This window comes from Pseudovibrio sp. FO-BEG1, assembly GCF_000236645.1.
GTDB lineage: Bacteria > Pseudomonadota > Alphaproteobacteria > Rhizobiales > Stappiaceae > Pseudovibrio.
In genome coordinates this window covers 4815636-4837311 of sequence record NC_016642.1, presented here as the reverse complement: position 1 = coordinate 4837311, position 21676 = coordinate 4815636, and the positions used below count along the sequence as shown (strand labels likewise).

Genomic DNA, 21676 nt, shown 5'->3' with positions numbered 1-21676 from the left:
TGGGGCGTAGTGGAAAGGAACTGACATGCGGCTCTTGATCGTTGGAACGCTTGGCGGCCAGCTGACGACCGCAACCAAGATCGCTATGGAGCGTGGGGCGTCTGTTACTCATGCGCCAGGCACTCCTGAGGCTATGAAAGTTTTGCGCTCCGGTCAGGGTGCAGATCTTCTCATGGTGGATGTCAACGAAGACATTGGCCAGCTGGTTGAGCTGACAGAGCGCGAACGTATCCATGTGCCACTCGTCGCATGCGGGTTGGGAACGGATGCGCGCGCCGCGGTTTCTGCTATCCGGGCTGGTGCGAAAGAATACATTCCGCTGCCTCCGGATCCAGAGCTGATTGCTGCTGTTCTGGCTGCTGTTACCGAAGAGCGCGAAGATCTGATCTATCGCGACGCGGCTATGGCAAGCGTGATCAAGTTGGCTGAGCAAGTGGCGCCTTCTGATGCGTCTGTGCTGATCACCGGTGAATCCGGTAGTGGTAAGGAAGTGATTTCCCGCTTCCTGCACAGCAAGTCCAACCGCGCTGATAAGCCGTTCATCTCTATCAACTGTGCTGCCATTCCTGAGCACCTTCTGGAATCCGAGCTGTTCGGTCACGAGAAGGGCGCGTTTACAGGCGCTGTTGCACGCCGTGTTGGTAAGTTTGAAGAGGCCAATGGCGGCACGTTGATGCTGGATGAGATTTCCGAAATGGATGTCCGTCTTCAAGCCAAGTTGCTGCGCGCCATTCAGGAGCGGGTGATTGATCGTGTTGGCGGTAGCCGTCCTGTGCCGGTTGATATTCGAATTATCGCGACGTCCAACCGTGATCTGGCAGAGGAAGTGCGTGCTGGCACGTTCCGCGAGGATTTGCTGTATCGCTTGAATGTGGTGAACCTAAAGCTTCCTGCACTGCGGGAGCGACCTGCGGACATTCTGGAGCTGGCAAGCCACTTCGTCGAGATCTATGCGAAGGCCAATGGTACCAAGCCACTGCCAATCTCTCAGGAAGGACGTCAGTTGCTGCTGGCGAACCAATGGAAAGGGAACGTGCGCGAGCTGGAAAACACCATGCACCGCGCTGTCCTACTCTCCTCTGGTGCTGAGATTGACGCTGATGCGATCCGTATGCCGGATGGGTCTCCGATTGCCATGGGCGCTGGCCAACAGACGGCTGCGCGCGCGGCGCATGCGGCGGAAGCAGCTTCGCGCAATATGGTCGGGCGTACAGTCGCTGATGTGGAGCGCGATCTCATTCTGGATACGCTGGATCATTGTCTGGGCAACCGTACCCATGCAGCTAAGATCCTCGGTATTTCGATCCGTACATTGCGTAACAAGCTGAACCTTTACACCAAAGAAGGTGTTGAAGTTCCGGGCCCGGGCGAAGCGCGCGCCGGCACTGCAGACGCGTAAGAACGGGTAGGGCACGAGAATGTCTGAAGAGACAAACACACAAGCAGCTCAAGGGGGAGGCAACAGCACTCCTGCGGCTGCTGGCGTGCCCGGATTAGGTGCTGCTGGTAACACCACCTTTTTCCGAGACCTTTGGCTTGCCATAAAACAGGGCGACTTGGGTCTTGCAGCAGGTGTGATGGTCATCCTTGTGATGCTCATCGTTCCGATGCCTGCGATGCTTCTGGACATGTTCCTTGCGATCTCGATCATCTTTTCTGTGATGATCCTGATGGTGGGCTTGTTCATTCAAAAGCCCTTGGAATTCTCTGCATTCCCAACTGTTTTGCTGATTGCGACCATGTTGCGACTGGCACTGAATATGGCGTCGACGCGACTGATCCTGTCGCATGGCCATGAGGGGGCAGATGCTGCTGGTAATGTGATTGCTGCGTTCGGCAGCTTTGTTATGGGCGGTAATTTCGTTATCGGGATCATCGTCTTCGCGATTCTCGTGATTGTGAACTTCATCGTTATTACAAAGGGTTCCGGGCGTATTGCTGAGGTTTCTGCCCGCTTTACGCTGGATGCGATGCCCGGTAAGCAGATGGCGATTGATGCGGATCTGGGTGCAGGTCTGATCGATGAAGAAACAGCGCGCACCCGCCGGAAGGAACTGGAAGCAGAATCCACCTTCTTTGGCTCCATGGATGGTGCTTCCAAGTTTGTCCGTGGTGACGCGATTGCAGGCCTGATGATCACGTTCATCAACGTGATTGGTGGCATTGTTATCGGGGTGATGCAGCAGAATCTGACTTTTGCGCAGGCTGCTGAAAACTACACGCTGCTGACAATTGGCGATGGTCTGGTTTCTCAGATCCCGGCGCTTATCGTTTCTACCGCTGCGGGTATTCTGGTTTCCAAAGCAGGTGTTGAAGGCGCAGCGGACAAGGCGCTCGTCACTCAGTTTACGGGCTATCCAAAAGCACTTGGCATGTCCGCGTTTGTTATGGTGGTTCTGTCGTTCCTGCCAGGGATGCCGATGATCCCGTTTTTGGCTCTTGCTGGTGCCGCTGGTTACATGGCACGGCAGGCGAGTAAGCGGCAGGCGATTGAGAAGGCAGAGGAAGTGGCTGCTCAGGTTGAAGCTGAAGCGCCGGAAGAGCCTCAGGAAGCGCCAATCTCTGACAGCCTGAAGATGGACGTGCTACGCATTGAGCTGGGCTATGCGCTGCTGCCGATCATCAATGGCCGTAACAAGCAGGAAACGGATCAGGTTACCGAGCAGATTAAGGCTCTTCGCCGCCAGATTGCCTCTGACATGGGCGTGATTATGCCATCCGTGCGTATTCTGGATAACATCCAGCTGGGCGCGAATGACTACATGATCAAGGTGAAGGAAGTGGATGCCGGTGGCGGTTCGCTGTTCCCGAACCAGTTCATGGTGATGGACCCTGCCGGTGGGCAGGTGCGTTTGCCGGGAACACATACCACTGAGCCAACTTTCGGTCTGCCAGCGACCTGGGTGGAAGCGCAGTATCGTGAAGAGGCGAACCTGCTGGGTTACACGGTTGTTGATCCGGCGACAGTGATCTCTACGCACCTGACAGAAACAATCAAGTCACACATTTCCGAGTTGCTCACCTATGCTGATGTTCAGGTTCTGCTGAAGAAACTGGATGAGGAGCAGTCGAAGCTGGTTGAGGACATCGTTCCAACCCAGATTTCCATCTCCGGTATTCAGCGTGTGCTTCAGGCGCTGCTGGAAGAGCGGATTTCTATTCGCGACCTTGGCACCATTTTGGAAGGTATCGCGGAAGCTATTGGTTCTACGCGTAACCCGAATGCGATTGCTGAGCATGTGCGCACGCGTCTGGCTCGTCAGATCTGTGCAGCCAATCAGGCACCGGGTGGGTATCTGCCACTGATCAGCCTGAGTCCTCAGTGGGAATCTGCATTCCTTGAGAGCATTATCGGGGATGGTGATGACCGCCAGCTGGCGATGGCACCGTCCAAGCTGCAGGAGTTTGTTGGTCTGGTGCGCGATGCCTATGATGCTGCGGCCAATCAGGGTGAAGTGCCTGTTCTCTTGTGTTCTGCACAGTCCCGTCCGTTCGTTCGCTCTATCGTTGAACGCTTCAGAGCGCATACGTTTGTGATGAGCCAGAATGAAGTTCATCCGCGGGCACGCCTGAAAACGGTGGCAACCATCTAGGATCTCAAGTGTTTCGTGAGATCGGCACACTTGCGGCCTTCATATCTTCCCGTTACCCAAAGAGCGTTGTTTATTCCTAATTTGAGAGAGTGACATGGCGCATATTCAACTGGACCTTGATGGATACACAGACTTGCCGGAAGGCAAAATCGCAACTGTTGTGACGCATCTGGAGATGTTGGAGAAACCTGCGCTCAAACCGATTGACCGCCCTGATCTGTCGCTTCAACAGGCAGATAAGATCGATCCTGAGACGTATCGCAAGCTCTTCAGGCGTGTTGGTGAGCCGTGGTTATGGTTTGCTCGTCTCGTCATGAATGATGAAGAGCTAGAAGCGACACTCAACAAGCCGACCAATGAGTTCTACTTTGCGATGAAGGATGGTGAACCTGTTGGCATGGTGGAGCTGAACGTTGCCAAGGAAGATGAAGTCACTCTGAGCTACTTCGGCCTTGTGCCGGAGGCTGTTGGCGGTGGTGCCGGGCGTTGGCTGATGAATCATGCCATTGCACGAGCCTTCTCCCGTCCAACGGTCAAGCGCTTCTGGCTGCATACTTGCACAGGGGATAGCCCACAGGCGCTGCAGTTTTATATTCGCAGCGGATTTAAGCCGTTCAAACGCGCAATTGAAGTGGCTGATGATCCGCGTATGCTTGGCGTTTTAGACCCGGCCAGTGCGCCTCACGTTCCGTTTTTGTCATAGGGCAGAACAGGTTGCTGCATCGCCGTTTTGAAGGCTGTTGGTGCGCTGGTATCAACTTGCGATGATTTGCTGGCACAACCTGTGTGTTGTGCCGCAGAGTCTGCGCAGGCTTGGTATTGGAAAACTGCCCCAAAACGGGACAGTTAGTGAGGTTTCATTAGAGTTTTATCTAGGATGTGTTAGTTTCCTTTTACCATGTACCTTTGATTAATCGTGGAAGATGTGTGAGGGCTGCACTTTACATGATTGGTTGTACGTAGGTTGGGGTGCGGTTGAAACGGGGTGAGTTCAGCCGGATATTCGGGAGCTGCCATGTCTGAGCTACATGACAACGTTGTGCCTCATGAGAAGGTACGGTCACTGAGAGATAGCATTCGCAAAGTTCGTGTTGCGGAGATGGAACGGACTGACGTTGTTGTGAGCCTGCAAGAGAGCGAGAAGGCCCGCCTTGAACTGCTCAGCGAAGAGCTGATTGATGTGTTCAAGGAAGTTCCTGAAGATGATGATCAGTTTTCCTTCCAGATTGTTCCGGGTACTCAGCCACGTCTCTGGATCGATATGACCAGCCATGTGCTAATGGGCCGTGACCGCCATTCCTATCGCTTTGTGAAGGAAACCCGTCTGGGCCGTATGGTTCTGCTGGAAACTGCTGATATCGACGATATGGCGGACTGCATTACTGAGTACATTGCAGAGCGGATCATCGAGAAAGAGCGGGCGCTGGAAGCTGACTGGATGCTGAACCGCATTCGCCAGCAGGATGTGCCCAGTGGCAAAAAGCTGGATCAGCTGAAGCAGGACTCATCAGGCAAAGCAATTGCAGCCAAGCCAAACAAGGCAAGGGATATGTTTATCCTGTTCTGCGGATTGCTGATGGGCGCGGTTATTGGTGCTGTTGGCCTTGTCGCGCTGGCTCTTTATGCCAACCCGTTTGCCGGGTAACGCTTTTATGAGAGGCACCTAAATCAGTTTTCGTATCTTTATCCGAAGACCGTTTTCACTGTTCGGAGATACGAGGCAGATGCCTCTCTTTTGCTAATTCTCTGATTGCTTTCAGGCGGCTTGTCTCAGGCCGGGAATAGACAGGTCGTGTTGTGCGATGTGATGCACACCTTCGTTCGCTGTCGTAAAGCCGCGTTCTTCCATAATGCAAGACCAGCCACTGCCATCCTTTTCAATGGTGAAGAGGTTGTAGCGGGCAGGCGGCTTGTGACTGCTGAGGCCATTGGAAGCCGATGGAACACAGATAACTGGCACTGGGCCTTCTGGTCCATTGATCTCCATGCGGGTGGCGCGGTGGGTGTGGCCGTGCAGGATCAGCTCAGCGCCGTGCTCTGCAATGATGTTGCGGAAGCGGCTGGAGCCAACGAGGCGCTTGTACCAGGAAGTTGCGTTGCGCACCGGCGGATGGTGCAGCATAACAACGCGGAAATCGCCTCGTTCCTTCGCATGGCGCAGTTGATCAGCCAGCTCACGCAGCTGATTAGCGCTGATGTGGCCGGTTGCCATGAATGGGCCAGTTGCCTTGGCCGTTGAAAGACCGATGATGGTGACGTTGTCGCGTCTGCGCACAAATGGGAAGTGCGGATCAGTGCCCAGTGGAGGTGTGAGCCCCAGATCTGGATCACTCTGCATGTAAGGACGCCAGGCGCCATACGCTTGCTTGAGCGCGCCTGGAACATAGGCATCGTGATTGCCGGGTGTCAGGGAGAGGTTTTCCGGAGAGCCTACGGTTGCGAGCCAGTCTTTGGCTCCAGCAACCTCTTTAGGCAGTGCGATATTGACCAGATCTCCGCAAAGAGCGATGTGATCTGGCTGCTGAGCATGAATATCGCGTATCAGCGCATCCAGATAGGAGTTGGTCATTGCGTGGGCGCGGTTGCGCCGCCAATTTATATAACCAAGAATGCGCTTTGAAACTAGCTGGACGGGCTGTACGTCCGGCAACGGGCCCAGATGTGGGTCAGATATGTGTACAAGCTTAAACATAGCCTGCGCATCATCGCTGCATTGCGCCTGAGGTCAAGGAATTTTCCTTAATTCGGAGAATTACCCTCAAGCGCCTTTAACAGATCTGCAACGCTGAACTCGAATTTGCCTTAAAGGCAAGAAGATGGACGCAGAACAGCATTGTCGTGGGTGTTTGCAGTGTTTACTGCTGGTGCCCAATGGAAGCGTTTTGTACGACGGAAGCGTGCGAGAACTTTAGTAAGCATGACGTATTTCTCCTGCGATTTGGGAAACGCGGATTAGGTGTCTATTATAAGTAGGTGATGGGGCCGCCCTGATTAATTTTTGGGCGTATGCTTATTCTTTGATCTCTTTCTACGCCTATCCTGTGGGTTGTGTAGTGTTAGTTTTGCAAGGGTGGTATGCACTTTTTGCATGAATGATATTTCAGATTTTTATCTTGTAATATCAGAGAGTTATAATGAATTTGAGGCTGTGCGTGGCGAGCTTTAAAACGCGAATAATCAATATACTCGTGCAATTGGTCGCACTTTTGAGTCGCGGCATGACGCTAGGAGCGCGCGTTGCGGCATTTGACGATGAAAACCGTGTCCTTCTCGTGCGTCATCAGTACTTGCCGGGCTGGTATTTTCCCGGTGGCGGAGTTGATTCCGGAGAGACCATGGCGGAGGCTGCGCGCCGTGAGTTGGCGGAAGAAACCGGCTATGGCTGCGGGTCAGATGTGACGCTTGTTTCCATGCATCTCAACAAGGGTGGAACTGGCCGCGATCATGTGGGGCTCTTCAAAGTGAGGCTCACGGAGCAGGATCCGAACTGGAAAAGACCTTCCATGGAAATCTCTGATCTACAGCTGTTTGCGTTGGATGCACTGCCTGATGATATCAGCCCGGCGACGCAACGTCGGCTGCAGGAAATGGCGGGTGAGGCTGAGCCTAATCCGTATTGGTAGTTGTTTTTCAAAGGCCTAGCTGAAGCTGGTCTACGACTAACGAATACGCATCTGCACTTAGTTTTGTGCTTTACGACAGAAAATTTGCGTGTTACGTAAGCAGGTGAAATTATATTTCGTGTGCTCTCGCATGCGATGAACCGAGAAACTGGGGTACAGGCCTTATGGCAATTTGCTGGGAACAGCGACGACGAATGAACGCGCGGGACATGCTCTCGCGTGGTGCTTCGTGCCGTCCTTTCCTCAGTGTGCTCCCAACATCGGTCTAACTGCCCGAGCCACACGGATCGACGGTCTTCCTCCTTCGATTTGTGGTGTGTAAAATGACAGTTTCAAAATGGCTGGTGCGGCAGGAAACCCCAGCAGATTTTCTCGAGATAGAGCAGATGCAAGCCGAGGCCTTTGGCCCTGCGCGGTTTGAGCGGACAGCGTTCAAAATCCGGGATGGGGTGCAGCAGGCTTCACATTTGTGCTTTGTTGGCGAGCAGAACGGTGAGATTGCCGGGTCTGTGAAACTTACCCCGATTATGATTGGCACTCAGAAGAGCATGTTGCTTGGGCCGTTGACTGTGAAGGCTACCTTCAAAGGGCAGGGGCTTGGACGGTTGCTGTTGAAGAGCGTTGCTGAGGAAGCCAAGGCGCAGGGCGTTCAGTCGATTCTGTTGGTGGGAGATCATCCCTACTACGGGCCGCATGGCTATGAGCAGGTGCCACATGGGCAGATCACTCTGCCGGGGCCTGTTGATCCGGACCGGTTGCTTGTTCTGATGTTGCAGGATGAAGCGATGCCAGTTGGTCATGTTTCTGGTGGGCATGCAAAGCCAGCACTGGTGGCAAGCAAGCAGAACGATGGGCAACTGCTGGATATGATGCAGGGCTCCCTTGCTATGGCGACTTAATCCGCGCCATAGCCACACTCATTTCTAAATACCATTTTCCCAAAAACACTTCGTTTTAGCGTCCTTCGCGGTACCAGGTGAAGGATAGCAGCCCCAGTAGTAATGCGAGGCCGAGGAAGCCGATCAACAGTGGGTAGCGGTCTATTCCGTTCAGGATGCTTGCATCTGTTCGTTTGATGCCGATCCAGCCGCTGCCGTGATACTGGGTAGAGGCTCGCTGTGCGATGACGTTAGGCAGGGATAAAGATGCTCCATCATCGCCGCCAATCCGCAGCGCTGTGCCACCTGTTTGTGTGTTGATGCCGGAGAGCTTGTCAGGCGTGGAGACGACTTCCAGAAACTCTCGCGGATTCGGTGGGCCAACATTGATGAGTGCGGTGTGTGCGCCATCGGTGGCGGAGTAGAGGCCGAGCTCTTCTGCCTTGACGGAGGCTATCCAGTGACCGGAGTTGTCTTTGGTCAACTCCAGTTGTTCCGTTTTGCCAGAGGGCGTTGTGAGCGTAACCGGGTCGACCAGATTGGCAAGGGTCTGGCGTTCTGTGATGAGGGTTGAGCCGCGCAGGGACATGCGCAGGGCTTCTTCTTCCAGATCGGGTTCTTTCATGAGCCAGTGCGCCAGTCTGCGCAGAAGCGGAACATGTGGGCCGCCGCCTTCGTAACCTCTGGCCCACAGCCAGACGTGATCGGAGAGCAGGGCAGCTACGCGGCCTTTGCCAACGCGGCTGAGGACGAGTAAAGGTTTATCGCCCAGCGCGGTCATGATGGGCTGGCCTTCCTGAACATTTGCCCCAACAAGACGGAACCATTTGCTCCATTGTGGTGGTGTCTGGCCTGCTCCCGGCAGATCACGGGTGACTGGATGGCGCAGGCCGAGTTCAGATACATTGGCGTGGAACGGCTCTTCGAAGATTTCTCCGGTTGGAGCTGCCGGAAGCACGCGGCCCAGCGGGGTTCGGAAGATGCTGTTGACCTCAGCGTAGTCCGGTCCACCTGCGATGAGCACTGCACCGCCGTCATTCACATATCTTGCGATGTTATCGAAATAGAGCAAGGGCAGCACGCCGCGGCGCTCGTAGCGGTCGAAAATGATGAGGTCGAACTCGTCGATCTTGACGGAGAACAGCTCGCGGGTTGGGAAGGCGATCAGAGACAGTTGATTGATCGGTGTGCCGTCCTGCTTTTCCGGTGGGCGCAGGATTGTGAAATGGACGAGATCAACAGAAGCATCTGATTTAAGCAGGTTACGCCATGTGCGTTCACCGGCATGAGGAGAGCCGGAGACCAGCAGGACGCGCAGGTTTTCGCGTACGCCATCTATGGTGACGAGGGTGCGGTTGTTGAGTGGGGTCAGCTCCCCTTCAAGGGCTTCTACCTCAAATTCATAGATGTTCTGGCCGCCATGCTCGATTTCAACGGCGATTTCTGCAGGGTAACCGGAGGAGATGAACTGTTTGGAGAGGATGTCGCCATTGCGGCGGACGGTTATCTCTGCGCGATTGCCGTAAGGCTGCAGAGAGCCTTCTTCCACCAACTCAAGCTGAACCACCTGTGTTGAGCCAACCAGTCCAAAGCGTGGGGCCTTGGCGACCTTCAGGCGACGGTCAAACTCGCCCTCGCGACCTGTGATGAGGGCGTGGACAGGAGCTGAGAAGCCGAGTTTCTCTGCGGTTGCCGGGATATCGTGGATTTGACCGTCGGTGATGACGATCGCTCCGGCGATCCTTTCTGGTGGAACGTCGGCGAGTTCATTGGAGATGGCGGTGAATGCGCGGGTGCCATCACCTGTTTCCATGGAGGTATCATTGAGCGAAACCTGCCGTAGATCTATTCCATCGAGAGCTTGCAGCTGAGCGACGATCTCTTCTCTAGCGGCTTCTGTCAGCTTGGCGCGGTTTTCCAGTTGCTGGCTTTGGCTGTTGTCAGAGACCACCACAACGGTGCTTGGCAGATATTCGCGATCTTCGCGCAGGACGGCGGGATTGAGCAGGGCCAGCACAAGCAGGGCGAGGGCAAGGGAACGGATGAGAGCGCCGCGCATGCCTACAAAGAGCAAGTAAGCACAGACCAGAGTTATGATCACTCCAAGCGCGATTATTGCCGGAAGGGGCAAAAGCGGATCGATGGAAAGAGACCATGTCATGTGTGTTGCTGTGCTCCGCGTTGAGTTGCTGGCTTGTTATTGGCCGATACGTTCCAGCAGCGCAGGGATGTGGACCTGATCTGCCTTGTAATTGCCCGTCATGGTGTACATGAGGATGTTGATGCCGACGCGTGCTGCCATTTCGCGCTGGTTGCCATCTGCCGGAATGGTTGGGTAAAGATAGTTGCCTTCCGGATCGATGGCCCAGGCTGCGGCGAAGTCATTGCCGCTGATCATAATGGGGGAGACGCCATCGCCTGCCCGCACCGGACGGCTGCCGTCAGATGTGGTGGCGCTGGCCTGTACCCACATGGGGCTTTGATTATAGCGACCTGGGAAGTCATCCAGAATGTAGAAGGTCTTTGTCAGCACGTGATCCTGAGGGACTGGTTCCAAGCTTGGAATATCCAACCCTCTGAGCAGTTGCTGCAGCTTGAGTTTGTTGGGCGAGTTTGATCCGGTGCCATAGGCATCGCGAGTGTCAAACAGGATAGTACCGCCGTTGCGCATATAAGCGCCGATGCGGGACATGGCCTCGGGGCTCGGCATTTGCATGGCAGCATCAATGGGCCAGTAGATGATTGGGAAGAAGGCCAGTTCATTTTCTTGCAGGTCGAGCCCTATCGGAGCTTCCGGTTCCAGTGCTGTGCGATCTGTTAGCAGGCGAGTGAGGCCGAACAGTCCGGCACGGCTGATCTCGTCCACCTCCGGCACGCCTGTCATCACATAGGCTAGGCGGGTGTCTAGTGAGGCATCCAGTGCGAAGAGCTCGTCGCTGTCCTGTGCGTGTCCTTTATCCGCGCCAGTCAGGCTCAGACTGGAGGCGAGGAGCAGAAGGATAGCTGCGTGGGTGATCTGGTTGCGGCGCAGTTTTCCGGACAGCCAGAGCAGGGCCAAGGTATCCAGCAGTGCCAGCAGGATGGCGATGGAGAAGAACCAACCGCGCAAGTCCAGAGGCTTTTCTGAAGGGTAATCGAGGATCGTGGCCATGGAGAGTGGCTTCAGGTCGAGCGGAACCAGATTGTCTTCATCTTCCATCAGGTTGAGTGCGCGCGCTGCATCCTCAGTGCCGTACAGGCCCGGAGGTGTTGTGCGTCCCGGATGAGTGGTTGCGAAGTTGCGTTCCAGAATGGGTTGGTGATTGGCTGATGGTGGGGTGAGTTTGCCGTAACCGTCCAGCATCTTGAGCAGCGGCAGAGCGGCAGCTGATGCTGTGCCATCGGCTTCCTCATCCGGATTGTAGACTGCGGTTGAGGAGATGCTTGTGATGGCACGCAGCATATCTACGAAGCCACCGGAAAGAGGTAGGTTGGACCACTTGGTGTCTGGGGTGACATGGAACAGCACGATGGTGCCGTTGCCGTGTTTCTTGGCGGTGACAAGCGGTGTGCCATCTTCCAGTGAGGCCCATGTTCTATCAGGCAGGTCAGCTGTTGGTTCGGCGAGAACCTGACGATTGACTGTCACGTCCTTCGGCAATGCAATTGCGCGGAAGGGGCTGTTTTCAGAAAATGACTTGAGTGCTTGAGGTTCTTTCCAAGAGAGGGAACCGCCCAGCTTGCGGTCACCGAGACGGAGGGCGACCGGGATCAGCGAGTCCTGCTTTTCTGGAAGCTGTGGGCCTGCGAAGCGGATCAGAGTACCACCCTTGGAAACCCAGTTTGCGATGTCTGCTTCCGTGTTCTTGGGTAGAGTGCCAACTTCAGCCAGAACGAGGACGGAGATGCCCTTGTCGAAATAGTCTGAGATGGCTGTCGAGATATCCGTGCTTTTTGCGGGCGGCAGGTCTGCAAATGGAGAGAGGGCGCGCTCCAGATAGTAAAGTGGTGATAGCAGAGGTTGGGAGCGGTCTGCGAAGCCTCCTGCAAAGAGGCCGACTTTACGGCGGCGCCATTTTTCATCCACCAGCACTGTGCTGCCTGCACTGGATTTGCCAAGAATGGCGAGCTTGGTGATGTCGTTGCGCAGCTCAGATGGGAGTTCCAGTGCAATTTCGGCACTGTTCTGGCCTGCCTTCAGCTCAACGGTTTGCTCTGCAATGGCGCGCTGTTTGCGGTCATAGGCGCGGACTGTCAGCGTTTCGGCCAAGGGGGCTGGGTGGCGCAGGACTGTGGCGGTCATCGCACCGGCTGTGTTCTGCAACTGTTTGAGTGCGTAAACCGGGGTTTCTGATCGGTAGATCAGGAAGGAGCTTTCGCTTACATCCGATGCTCTGGCAATGCTGGCCAGTCCTTTGGCAAAGCTGGTGGTGGAGGGCTCCTCCAGTGGAGAGGAGAACCAAAGGATTGCACCGGGTGGGTTTTGCTCTGCTTGTTTTTGTAGTGCCGGGATCAGCTCAGAACGGGCTGCCTGCCATCCTTGCGGTGTCAGGGCGCGGAGCTGATCGGCTACTTCCTGCGCACTAGAAAGGCGCATGGGCTGGGCAGGACCGTCTGCGGTGGTGACCAGCATGACGGTTCTGTTGTTTTGAGCAGCGCCATCCACCATCAGCTCGGCCATGCGGATCTGGCGTTCCCAATCCGCAGAAGCATCCCAGCCGTTGTCTACGATGAGCCAGAGCGGACCTGTTTTGGGCTGGGCGATATCCAGCGGTTTCCAGACAGGGCCAGCCATGGCGATGATGAGCACTGCGGCCAGCATCAAGCGGAGAAGGATCAGCCACCATGGTGTGTGCTGCGGTGTTTCTTCCTTATTGCGCAGGGAGAGCAGCAACCGTAAGGGCGGGAACTTGACGTGTGCGGGCTGTGGCGGTGTGGTGCGCAGAAGCCACCACAAAACGGGTAGGGCTGCGAGAGCTGCCAGAACCCAGGGAGCGGCAAAACCGATCGGGAGAAGAGACCCCATGGTTACAGACCTCCTCTCATCTTGTGTTCCGGTGCATCAGCCAAGCGGGAATGCAGCAACATGAGTGGTTCGACCGCTGGGCGGTCTGTGTGGTGCAGCGTGTAACTCCAACCGAACTTACGGGAGAGTGCGCTGATCTGGTCTTTATGGGCTGCCAGACGGTGCAAGTACTCCTGCTGCCACGTTTGTGCGCGGCCTGCTTTGAGTTGCTCGCCGTTCTCCGGGTCTTCAAATTGGGTCGGACCGTTGAAGGGAAAGGTTTCTTCAATGGGGTCCAGTAGCTGAACAAGGTGGCCTTTGGCGCCGGTGCTGGCTACGGTTGCCATCCATTCTTCCAGCTTTTCTGGCGGGTCCAGCAGATCAGAGAAGAGCACGACCTCTGAGAAGCGGCGAATGCCATCCGGATTGGGTAGGGTTGCCTCCGGGTTCTCATGAACCAGTGTTTCCGCAATGGTTTGCATAGCGTTTCGGCTGGCGAGGGGGCGGGTGAGGCCCGCAAGGCCAACGCGTTCGCCTGCTTCATTAAGGGCGTAGGTGAGGGCGAGCATGAGCAAAAGCGCCCGGTCTCTCTTGGAAGCGGATGCCTGTTTGCTTTGGAAGCGCATGGAGGCGGAAAGGTCTGCCCAGACCCAGATGGTTTGAGCGGCTTCCCACTCGCGCTCGCGTACATAAAGATTGTCGTCACGAGCAGAGCGGCGCCAGTCGACCTGCTGGGCGGCTTCGCCGGATAGGAAAGGGCGGAACTGCCAGAAGGTTTCGCCGGGGCCTGCGCGGCGGCGGCCATGCCAGCCAGCGGTGACGTTGGCTGCGATGCGCCTGGCCTCCACCAGCAATTCTGGCAAGGTATCAGCAAGGGATTGCGCTTCGCCTGTTAAGCCGAAGATGTTTTCCTGTCTGTCTTGAGGATCGGTCCTCGAAGATAACATATGCGATCCTGTCGGCTTGTTGTTAGGCGATGCGTTCTTTGATGTTTTTCAGCAGTTGCGGGATGGTTTTACCATCGGCACGTGCTGCGAAGGTGAGTGCCATGCGGTGCTGCAAGACAGGCTCGGCCAGCGCCATCACATCATCAATGCTTGGAGACAGGCGGCCATCGGCCAGAGCGCGGGCGCGGACTGTCAGCATCAGGGCCTGACTGGCGCGTGGGCCGGGGCCCCAGGCGATGTATTGGGCGAGGTCTTCAAAGCCATCAGCTTCACCAGGTCGGGCTGCGCGGACCAACTTCAGGATCGCATCCATAACGGTTTCACCCACGGGAATATGGCGCACGAGCTGCTGCATTTCTCTCAGCTCATCCAGCTGTAAGACCTGTTTGGATTTTGCTTCTGATGCGCCTGTGGTTTCCAGCAGGATGCGGCGCTCTGCGTCCATGTCCGGATAATGGACATCAATCTGCATGAGGAAGCGGTCGAGCTGGGCTTCTGGTAGCGGGTAAGTGCCTTCCTGTTCAAGCGGGTTCTGAGTGGCCAGTACGTGGAAGGGGGCAGGCAGGTCATGATGATGGCCTGCGATTGTGACATGGTATTCCTGCATGGATTGCAGAAGGGCGGACTGGGTTCGCGGGCTGGCTCGGTTGATTTCATCTGCCATCAACAGCTGGGCGAAGACCGGACCGGGAATGAAGCGGAAAGAGCGTTTGCCGTCCGGGGCTTCCTCCATCACCTCAGAGCCGAGAATATCGGAGGGCATCAGGTCTGGTGTGAACTGGATGCGGCTGGAATCGAGGCCCAACACTGTGCCGAGTGTTTCCACCAGCTTGGTTTTTGCAAGGCCGGGAACGCCCACCAGCAGGCCGTGGCCGCCGGAAAGGATTGTTACCAGCGTGCGCTCAACGACGCTTTCCTGACCAAATATGGAACGGGCGATTTCCTCTTTTGCCTTTTGGATTTTTTCGCAGGCCGCTTCTGTGCGGGCGACTATATCCTCTGGTTTTGGGGGCATGCCTGTCATATTGGTGTTCATCGCTGCTCTCTTTTCGTCGCGCGTTACAACCCTGCCTAGCTCACCTTTGCATCATACTCGGTTTTAAAAATGGCGATCCCTAGCAAATTTTTAGGCCTGTACATTTCATCGGTTCAATGACAGCGCAGGCAGACGTGCTGTGTGCGGCGGGTGGGCCAGTTTCAAAGTTTTCATATGATTGGGGTCAGAGCATCCCAGGGTTTACATTCTTGTTTGAAGCTACCCTAACGGTATTTTTGTGAACAGTTGGTGAGTCTTGAGGCGGAGAATACCTTTTTCCCTGAGATTTGAGAGTCCCGTAAGACTTGAGAGTTCTGGGAGCATTGCGTGCATGAAATGAGGCGGTGGAAGGCATTCAGATCTTGCGAGGAGGGGCTTATCGCAAAGGTATAACTTGGCGTGGGCTTGTGGTGAGGGTAGCGTTAGAGCTTCTGTGACACCATATTACCCCCATAATGGTGCAGATGTACTGGTAGAATGACCGTGGTGACTGAACTTAAAGAAAAGAGCATTCCGGAAATCAAGGAGATGCCGAAAGGTCTTCAGGCTTTGATTTCGCGTGCGGGAAAATCCAAGAGCTTACCGCCGATCCATTTGTGGAACCCGGATTTCTGCGGAGATCTGGATATGCAGATCAAGCGGGATGGCTCCTGGTACTACATGGGCACGCCTATTCAGCGCGAGGCTCTGGTGCATTTGTTCTCAACAGTGTTGAAGCAGGAAGAAGACGGTAAGTACTACCTGGTCACGCCAGTTGAGAAGATTGGTCTGACTGTCGAAGATGCGCCATTTGTAGCCGTGGAGATGGATATTCACCAGCAGGACGGACAGCAGGTGATTACCATTCGGACCAACTGTGGTGATGTTGTTGAGGCTGGACCTGAGCATCCGCTGCGCTTTGTGCAGAGGCAGGAAGATGGCGGGCTAAAGCCTTACATTCTTGTTCGTGACCGGCTGGAAGCGTTGTTTGCACGCACACTGGTGCATGAGCTTGCTCCGCATTTGCAGGAGCGGGAAAGCCCGGAGGGACGGGTTGTTGGCATCGAAAGCCATGGTGAGTTCTTTGTGGTGGACACCGTGCAGAACCTTGGATTTTAGAAAGACACATTAGGACGGCGCATAATCTTGTCTGAGTTTACAGCAGAAAATTTCAGATCCCGGGTTCTGGATCGGTTGCATATTGAAGAACACGAACCCGGCGGAGATCATGTTTTGAATCCAAGTATCAAAGATTATGGTGAAAATTTAGAGAAGATAAAACATGCTGCTGTTTTGGTTGGTGTTGTCGATAGAGGATTAGAGGCTACTGTTCTTCTAACCCAACGAACAGCTCACCTTCGTCAACATGCAGGGCAGATAGCTTTTCCTGGTGGGAAAATAGATGAGGGTGATGATGGGCCAATAGGGGCAGCATTGCGCGAAGCAAATGAAGAAGTTGGTTTAAATGCAGCTCAAGTAGAAATTATGGGGGACTTAGGACGTTACTATACTGGTTCTGGATATTGTGTAGTGCCTGTTTTAGCTTTAGTTACTCCTCCATTGCTCCTCTCTCCTAATCCAGCCGAAGTAGATGAAGTTTTTGAAGTGCCTTTATCATTCCTGATGAAACCTGAGAACCATCATAAAAAAAGCGGAGAGTTTCGAGGCCATACACGTTACTATTATGCTATGCCATTTGAGCACTATAACATTTGGGGTGCTACAGCGGGTATATTACGGATGCTTTATAATAGGGTTTATGCCTGATGATACGAATGCTCCTGACACATGGGTTGTTGTTCTTTGTTCCTTTCATTGCCTACGCCGTGTGGGTGATGGTTGTGCGCAAAGCAAAGAGTGACAAGCGGTTTCGCGATGGCCCGATGTTGTGGTTGAGCATCACGGGCATCGCCCTTGTTATCGCCAGTCTGGTGCTGCTTGCTGAAACAGGCCACGCACCGCTTGGGTCACAATACCGGCCTGGGCAGATTATTGATGGCGAGTTTGTTCCGGGTGGATACGAGACACCTCAGAAATGACCAAATTACAACAAAGAGGCTGGCTGGATAGCTCTGCTGTTCAGCGTGCTTTTGACGTTCTGGAACAGGACGGCGATGTGGCGCGTGCAGTTGGTGGAACCGTGCGCAACTCCCTGCTGGGTGAAGTGGTGGATGACGTTGATATCGCCTGCACTGCTTTGCCGGATGTGGTTCTGGCCAGAGCGGATGCTGCTGGTGCGAAGGCGATCCCGACTGGCGTTGATCATGGCACTGTGACTCTGGTGATTGAGAGCCAGCCAATTGAAGTGACGTGCCTGCGTGAAGACGTGGAGACCCATGGCCGCCACGCGACGGTTAAGTTCGGGCGTGATTGGGTGAAGGACGCGCAGCGGCGCGACTTTACCATGAATGCGCTTTACGTGGATCGGTATGGTGAGCTGTTTGATCCGCTGGGCGGGTTAGATGACTGCCTCAACCGGCATCTGCGGTTTATTGGAGATGCACGGGCGCGTATTCGTGAGGACTACCTTCGTATTTTGAGGTTCTTTCGTTTCTTTGCCACGTATGGGCAAGGAGAGATCAATGCTGATGGCTATGCGGCCTGTGTTGAGCTGAAGGAGGGGCTGTCGCATCTTTCCAAAGAACGGATCACCAAGGAAGTCTTGAGAACGCTTGGCGCGCCTCGTGTTTTGGATGCTTTGGGGTTGATGGAACAGGGCGGTATCTTGCAGCTTATTCTGGGTGAGGACGCTGCGAGTGCGCGTCTTGCACGGTTGCTTGAGCTGGAAGGATTGCCGGAAGCGGCGGATGAGCCAGTGCTGCGGCTTGGCGGTGTTGCGGGAGCAGTGGTTTCGCAGCATCTACGGCTTTCTAATGCGCAGAAGAAGCGGATTGAGGTTGCTGCTGAGATTGCAAAGGCTTTGCGTGTCTCCGGCCATCAAACGCAGGAGCTGAAGGCACTGCTGGTTGCGCATGGAACTGTTGCGGTTGTTGATGGTGTTTTGACGGCGTTGATGAACGGTGATCTGCAGGATGAGGCCGTGCTGAGAGAGCTGTTGGCGTTTGCGCAGGACTGGGAAATCCCGAGCTTTCCGCTGACTGGCAAGATGATGATTGCTGGTGGTATTCCTGCCGGGCCAGAGATGGGTGCTGCCATGAAGCTGGCGCAACAAATTTGGGCTTCTGCTGATTATCAATGCTCTGCTGAGGAGCTGATGACGAAGGTGAAAGCGGCCGTTGAAGATAAGGCGGGCTGACCATGAGCGTGAAGCTGCGTGGTCATCATCTGCTTTGTGTGCTCACGTTCATTGGGCATGGCTACTCGCCTGCGTTTTCCAAGAACTACAAGGCTGTGGTGAAGCGGTTGAATGCTGGGGAACCGGTTGAACTGGTGGACGGGCCGGATGAGATCTGCGCGACTTTGATCCGCGAGGAGACTGAGCCGCATTGCTTCAATTGCAGTGTAGTGGAACGGGACAAGGCAGCGGTGAAGCTTGCCTCCCAGATCCTGGGATCTGAGCTGCATGTGGGGGATGAGCTGGTGTTGAACTCGCGCCTGATCGGCAAAATGCGGGAGGCATATGCTGAGGGGAATTTCAGAAAAGCCTGCGAAAACTGCGAGTGGGTGCAGTTTTGTGCTGAAATTGCCTCATCTGGCTACGAAAAAGTTCTGCTGCGCAATCCAAAACATCACTGAAGCGGTTTGCTTTTGTTTTGAGGGACTTAAACAGCCTCAGAACTTCTCAGCAGCGCGTATTGTCCTCTGAAATCTGGATTCTACTTTTCGCGAATACGCTTTGGTCTTCAAATTTTAACAGAATGCCCCCATATGGGGTGCAACATGAGTTTACGGGCAGGTTTAGGGGTTACATGCTTGCATTGAATAAGTTTCCAAGGTTTCTCACCTTGCTGGTGTTTTCGATCGGTCTGATCTTTGTGACTGCGGATTTTGCTGAGGCGAAGCGCGGGTTTAGTTTTGGTAGCCGGGGCTCTCGCAGCTACTCTGCGCCGAAGGCAACCAAGACTGCGCCGAAGACAGCTCCGGTTCAGCGGACCATGACACCAAACAACGGCACCAACACTGGTGCTCAGCAGTCGAATGCTGCGGCGGCTTCCAAGGCAGCTGCTGGTCAGCAGCGTCGTGGCTTCTTCGGTGGTGGTTTCCTCGGCTCCATGCTGGGTGGTCTGGCACTGGGTGGTTTGCTCGGCATGCTGTTCGGCACCGGCTTTGGCGGAATGGCCGGGTTCTTCGGTCTGATTGTTCAGGCGCTTCTGATCGGTGGCGGTATCATGTTGCTGATGCGTTTCCTGCGGAGCCGTCAACAGCCGCAAGCTGCTGGCGCTTATGGGCATCATCAGCAGCAGGCACAGCAGAGCCAGCCGTTCACCTTTAACGATGCAGGTGCGCAGGATGCGCCGCGTCGCTCAGGTTCCTCCGGCATTCCAAACACCGGTTTCGGTGGTGGTCAGGCGCCTCAGTTTGAAGAACAGCCTGTGTTCTCAACTGAAGCTGATGACGAAATTGGTCTGACTGCGGATGACTTTGATGCGTTTGAAGCGCTGCTGACAACCGTCTGGACTGCCTATGGTTCCGAGGACTATGGCAAGATCCGCGAGATCGCGACGCCTGAAATCATGGGCTACTTCGCAGAGGAGCTGGGCAAAGCGGCTTCCAACGGTCTGATCAACGAAGTGCGCGACATCAAGTTGCTGCAGGGTGATCTGACTGAAGCATGGCGTGAAGGCGACAAGGACTATGCGTCTGTCGCAATGCGTTATGAGTCCATTGATGTGATGCGTGAGCGTGCAACCAATAAGGTTGTTGAAGGCAATGCTGATGTGCCGGAAGAGCGGACTGAGATCTGGACCTTTATTCGCGGAGCTGGCGAAAACTGGCAACTCTCTGCGATCCAGCAAGCTAGCTAATCACAGCAGACATTATGCAATAGGAAAGGGGCCTCAAAGGCCCCTTTCTTTTTATGTGGTTCGATGGGTTGTGTGCTTATTAGACTGTGACAGAAAGCTTTACATCGATGTTGTTGCGTGTTGCGTTTGAGTAAGGGCAGACCTCATGGGCTGCTGCGACCAGTTCTTCCGCTTTGGCTTTGTCCATGCCCGGTACGGTGACAGCCAGTGCAATCTCCAGACCGAAGCCGCCTTCAGAGCGTGGGCCAATGCCAACTGTTGATTCAACATTCACGTCTGCTGGCAAAGTCACGCCGGACTGCTGAGACGCTACAAACTTCATAGCTCCGATGAAACATGCGGCATAACCTGCAGCAAACAGCTGCTCAGGGTTGTTGCCTTCTCCACCTGCGCCGCCCAGCTCTTTGGGCGTTGCAAGTGTCAGTTCCAGAGCACCGTCCTTTGTTTTTGCAGTGCCATCACGGCCACCAGTGGCAACTGCGCTTGTCTCATAAAGAACGTCTACTGGCATTTTGTATTCCTCATTGTTGTTATGTATCGTGCACGATTAAATCTTGTACGATATAGTTAAGAAGAAATGTAGGGTGCTGTCAATCAAAACGTGAATTAATCGTGTGCGATTTAGTTTGACGGCTTTTGTCTTGATGGGTAGAACGGGGAAAGAGGATGTTACTCAGGACTGGAATACGGTGATGGCCGAGAAGAAATCAGAAGAATTTCAAGGCTTTGGTTTAGATCAGCATTTGTGCTTTGCCATCTATAAAGCAAATCATGCATTCAACCGCTTCTATAAGCCGGTGATGAAGAAGCTTGGTGTCACCTATCCGCAGTACATCACTTTGCTTGCTCTTTTGGAAAAAGATCATCAGCGCGTTTCTGAGCTGGGGGAGCGTTTGTTCCTTGATTCGAACACGTTGACACCTTTGCTGAAACGTCTGGAAGAGATGGGATACATTGCCCGCACACGCTCCAAGGAAGATGAGCGTCAGGTGATCGTGAGCCTGACCAAAGAGGGACGGGGCCTGAGTGATGGCGTGATTGACGTTCAGCACTGCGCGTTTTCCAATCTGGATGTGCCCGTGGAGACAATCCGGCAGCTGGTTGGACAGCTCAACGGCATTCAGGAGATGCTGACTGAGGCCAAAGACAAGGTTTCCAGCTAGGTCGGAGGTCCGTTGGGCAGCATATCCTTTTCAAAAGGATCGCGGCCATGCTGGTCAAACAGGCAGCACAGCTCCTGCACTTCTTCTTTTAGCAAGACAAACTGGGAAAAGCCGACGAGCTCTCCATCTATGTGAATTGGAGAGACGGTGACCAGAATGGTGGTGGTTCCGTATGGGTTGGCCACGTAGCGCACCGGGTCTTTGCGGCCATCTCTGAACAGCTGCAACATGGCATCAAACCGCGGGTTGGTGATGGACCGGCGGTGATTTTCCTTCACGTTGTGCCCGATGTGGCGTGGTTGGCGATCCAGATTATCCGAAGCCCATTTGTTGTAGTAGAGCAGCTTGCCGTCTTTATCGATGATGGTGACGCCGATGCCTGCTTCTTCCAGCAGGCGATCCGCCCAGCCTGACAGCTTCCATGCTTCCAAAATGCGTTGATCGGTGACTTCGGGCAGTTCGTTATTATTGTCAGTCATGCCTGCTTACTCGCTGTTCGCTGGAACTCTAGCGAAGGCGAGTAAGCAATTGCTTTCAGAAATAGGCGG

At 54.6% G+C, this 21676-nt stretch carries 20 protein-coding genes; 13 read left to right on the top strand and 7 right to left on the bottom strand.

Annotated features, from left to right (window positions below; translation table 11 throughout):
• Positions 1 to 25 precede the first annotated feature (25 nt).
• The 4 genes from PSE_RS21770 to PSE_RS21755 all read left to right on the top strand — a co-directional run bounded on the left by PSE_RS21770 (position 26) and on the right by PSE_RS21755 (position 5238).
• Positions 26 to 1399 (top strand): sigma-54 dependent transcriptional regulator, encoded by a 1374-nt coding sequence (locus PSE_RS21770; RefSeq protein ID WP_008547472.1) that lies wholly within the window; start codon positions 26 to 28, stop codon positions 1397 to 1399.
• A 19-nt stretch (positions 1400 to 1418) separates the two neighbouring features.
• Complete coding sequence (gene flhA, locus PSE_RS21765) at positions 1419 to 3593, top strand: flagellar biosynthesis protein FlhA (RefSeq protein ID WP_014286780.1); 2175 nt, start codon at positions 1419 to 1421, stop codon at positions 3591 to 3593.
• Between the two features lie 94 nt (positions 3594 to 3687).
• A complete protein-coding gene (locus PSE_RS21760) occupies positions 3688 to 4296 on the top strand; it encodes a GNAT family N-acetyltransferase (RefSeq protein WP_014286779.1) in 609 nt (202 codons plus the stop codon).
• Between the two features lie 312 nt (positions 4297 to 4608).
• Positions 4609 to 5238: a hypothetical protein gene (locus tag PSE_RS21755; protein WP_014286778.1), complete on the top strand. Its 630-nt coding sequence runs from the start codon at positions 4609 to 4611 to the stop codon at positions 5236 to 5238.
• A 111-nt stretch (positions 5239 to 5349) separates the two neighbouring features.
• On the opposite strand, the gene PSE_RS21750 is transcribed toward PSE_RS21755, so the two are convergent.
• A complete protein-coding gene (locus PSE_RS21750) occupies positions 5350 to 6285 on the bottom strand; it encodes a metallophosphoesterase (protein WP_083841604.1) in 936 nt (311 codons plus the stop codon).
• Between the two features lie 526 nt (positions 6286 to 6811).
• Here PSE_RS21750 and PSE_RS21745 point away from each other — a divergent pair.
• Together PSE_RS21745 and PSE_RS21740 are read left to right on the top strand one after the other, a co-directional pair.
• The gene (locus PSE_RS21745; RefSeq protein WP_014286776.1) at positions 6812 to 7216 is read left to right on the top strand and encodes an NUDIX domain-containing protein; all 405 of its coding nucleotides are present in this window, start codon (positions 6812 to 6814) and stop codon (positions 7214 to 7216) included.
• A gap of 323 nt (positions 7217 to 7539) precedes the next feature.
• On the top strand, positions 7540 to 8115 hold the full coding sequence (locus PSE_RS21740) for a GNAT family N-acetyltransferase (RefSeq protein ID WP_014286775.1): 576 nt from the start codon (positions 7540 to 7542) through the stop codon (positions 8113 to 8115).
• 55 nt (positions 8116 to 8170) lie between these two features.
• Here PSE_RS21740 and PSE_RS21735 read toward each other — a convergent pair whose 3' ends face one another.
• Genes PSE_RS21735 through PSE_RS21720 form a run of 4 tightly spaced genes read right to left on the bottom strand, consistent with a single transcriptional unit; the run spans position 8171 to position 15061 of the window.
• The gene (locus tag PSE_RS21735; RefSeq protein ID WP_014286774.1) at positions 8171 to 10255 is read right to left on the bottom strand and encodes a membrane protein; all 2085 of its coding nucleotides are present in this window, start codon (positions 10253 to 10255) and stop codon (positions 8171 to 8173) included.
• A 36-nt stretch (positions 10256 to 10291) separates the two neighbouring features.
• Positions 10292 to 13099 carry a DUF4159 domain-containing protein gene (locus tag PSE_RS21730; protein ID WP_014286773.1) on the bottom strand — a complete coding sequence of 936 codons (2808 nt, stop codon included), beginning with the start codon at positions 13097 to 13099 and terminating at the stop codon, positions 10292 to 10294.
• Positions 13100 to 13101: 2 nt separating this feature from the next.
• Positions 13102 to 14025: a DUF58 domain-containing protein gene (locus tag PSE_RS21725; protein WP_014286772.1), complete on the bottom strand. Its 924-nt coding sequence runs from the start codon at positions 14023 to 14025 to the stop codon at positions 13102 to 13104.
• A gap of 22 nt (positions 14026 to 14047) precedes the next feature.
• Positions 14048 to 15061 carry a MoxR family ATPase gene (locus tag PSE_RS21720; protein ID WP_008548042.1) on the bottom strand — a complete coding sequence of 338 codons (1014 nt, stop codon included), beginning with the start codon at positions 15059 to 15061 and terminating at the stop codon, positions 14048 to 14050.
• Between the two features lie 477 nt (positions 15062 to 15538).
• Here PSE_RS21720 and PSE_RS21715 point away from each other — a divergent pair, with 477 nt between their 5' ends.
• From PSE_RS21715 to PSE_RS21690, 6 genes are all read left to right on the top strand, one after another.
• Complete coding sequence (locus PSE_RS21715) at positions 15539 to 16159, top strand: DUF1285 domain-containing protein (protein ID WP_014286771.1); 621 nt, start codon at positions 15539 to 15541, stop codon at positions 16157 to 16159.
• A gap of 27 nt (positions 16160 to 16186) precedes the next feature.
• Complete coding sequence (locus tag PSE_RS21710) at positions 16187 to 16807, top strand: CoA pyrophosphatase (RefSeq protein ID WP_014286770.1); 621 nt, start codon at positions 16187 to 16189, stop codon at positions 16805 to 16807.
• Positions 16807 to 17079 (top strand): DUF6111 family protein, encoded by a 273-nt coding sequence (locus PSE_RS21705; RefSeq protein WP_208608786.1) that lies wholly within the window; start codon positions 16807 to 16809, stop codon positions 17077 to 17079. The genes PSE_RS21710 and PSE_RS21705 overlap by 1 nt, the downstream gene beginning before the upstream one ends.
• On the top strand, positions 17076 to 18296 hold the full coding sequence (locus PSE_RS21700; RefSeq protein ID WP_014286769.1) for a CCA tRNA nucleotidyltransferase: 1221 nt from the start codon (positions 17076 to 17078) through the stop codon (positions 18294 to 18296). The genes PSE_RS21705 and PSE_RS21700 overlap by 4 nt, the downstream gene beginning before the upstream one ends.
• 2 nt (positions 18297 to 18298) lie before the next feature.
• A complete protein-coding gene (locus PSE_RS21695; RefSeq protein ID WP_014286768.1) occupies positions 18299 to 18736 on the top strand; it encodes a DUF1284 domain-containing protein in 438 nt (145 codons plus the stop codon).
• Positions 18737 to 18909: 173 nt separating this feature from the next.
• Positions 18910 to 19965, top strand: coding sequence for a Tim44 domain-containing protein (locus PSE_RS21690; RefSeq protein WP_014286767.1), 1056 nt, complete (start codon positions 18910 to 18912; stop codon positions 19963 to 19965).
• 79 nt (positions 19966 to 20044) lie between these two features.
• Here PSE_RS21690 and PSE_RS21685 read toward each other — a convergent pair whose 3' ends face one another.
• On the bottom strand, positions 20045 to 20476 hold the full coding sequence (locus PSE_RS21685; protein WP_014286766.1) for an organic hydroperoxide resistance protein: 432 nt from the start codon (positions 20474 to 20476) through the stop codon (positions 20045 to 20047).
• A gap of 181 nt (positions 20477 to 20657) precedes the next feature.
• On the opposite strand from PSE_RS21685, the gene PSE_RS21680 reads away from it, so the two are divergent.
• Entirely contained in the window at positions 20658 to 21128 is a 471-nt protein-coding gene (locus PSE_RS21680; protein WP_208998016.1) for a MarR family winged helix-turn-helix transcriptional regulator, read from the top strand.
• Here the strand turns inward: PSE_RS21680 and PSE_RS21675 are convergent.
• Positions 21125 to 21607, bottom strand: coding sequence for a PAS domain-containing protein (locus PSE_RS21675; RefSeq protein ID WP_014286764.1), 483 nt, complete (start codon positions 21605 to 21607; stop codon positions 21125 to 21127). The genes PSE_RS21680 and PSE_RS21675 overlap by 4 nt on opposite strands.
• Positions 21608 to 21676: the final 69 nt, after the last annotated feature.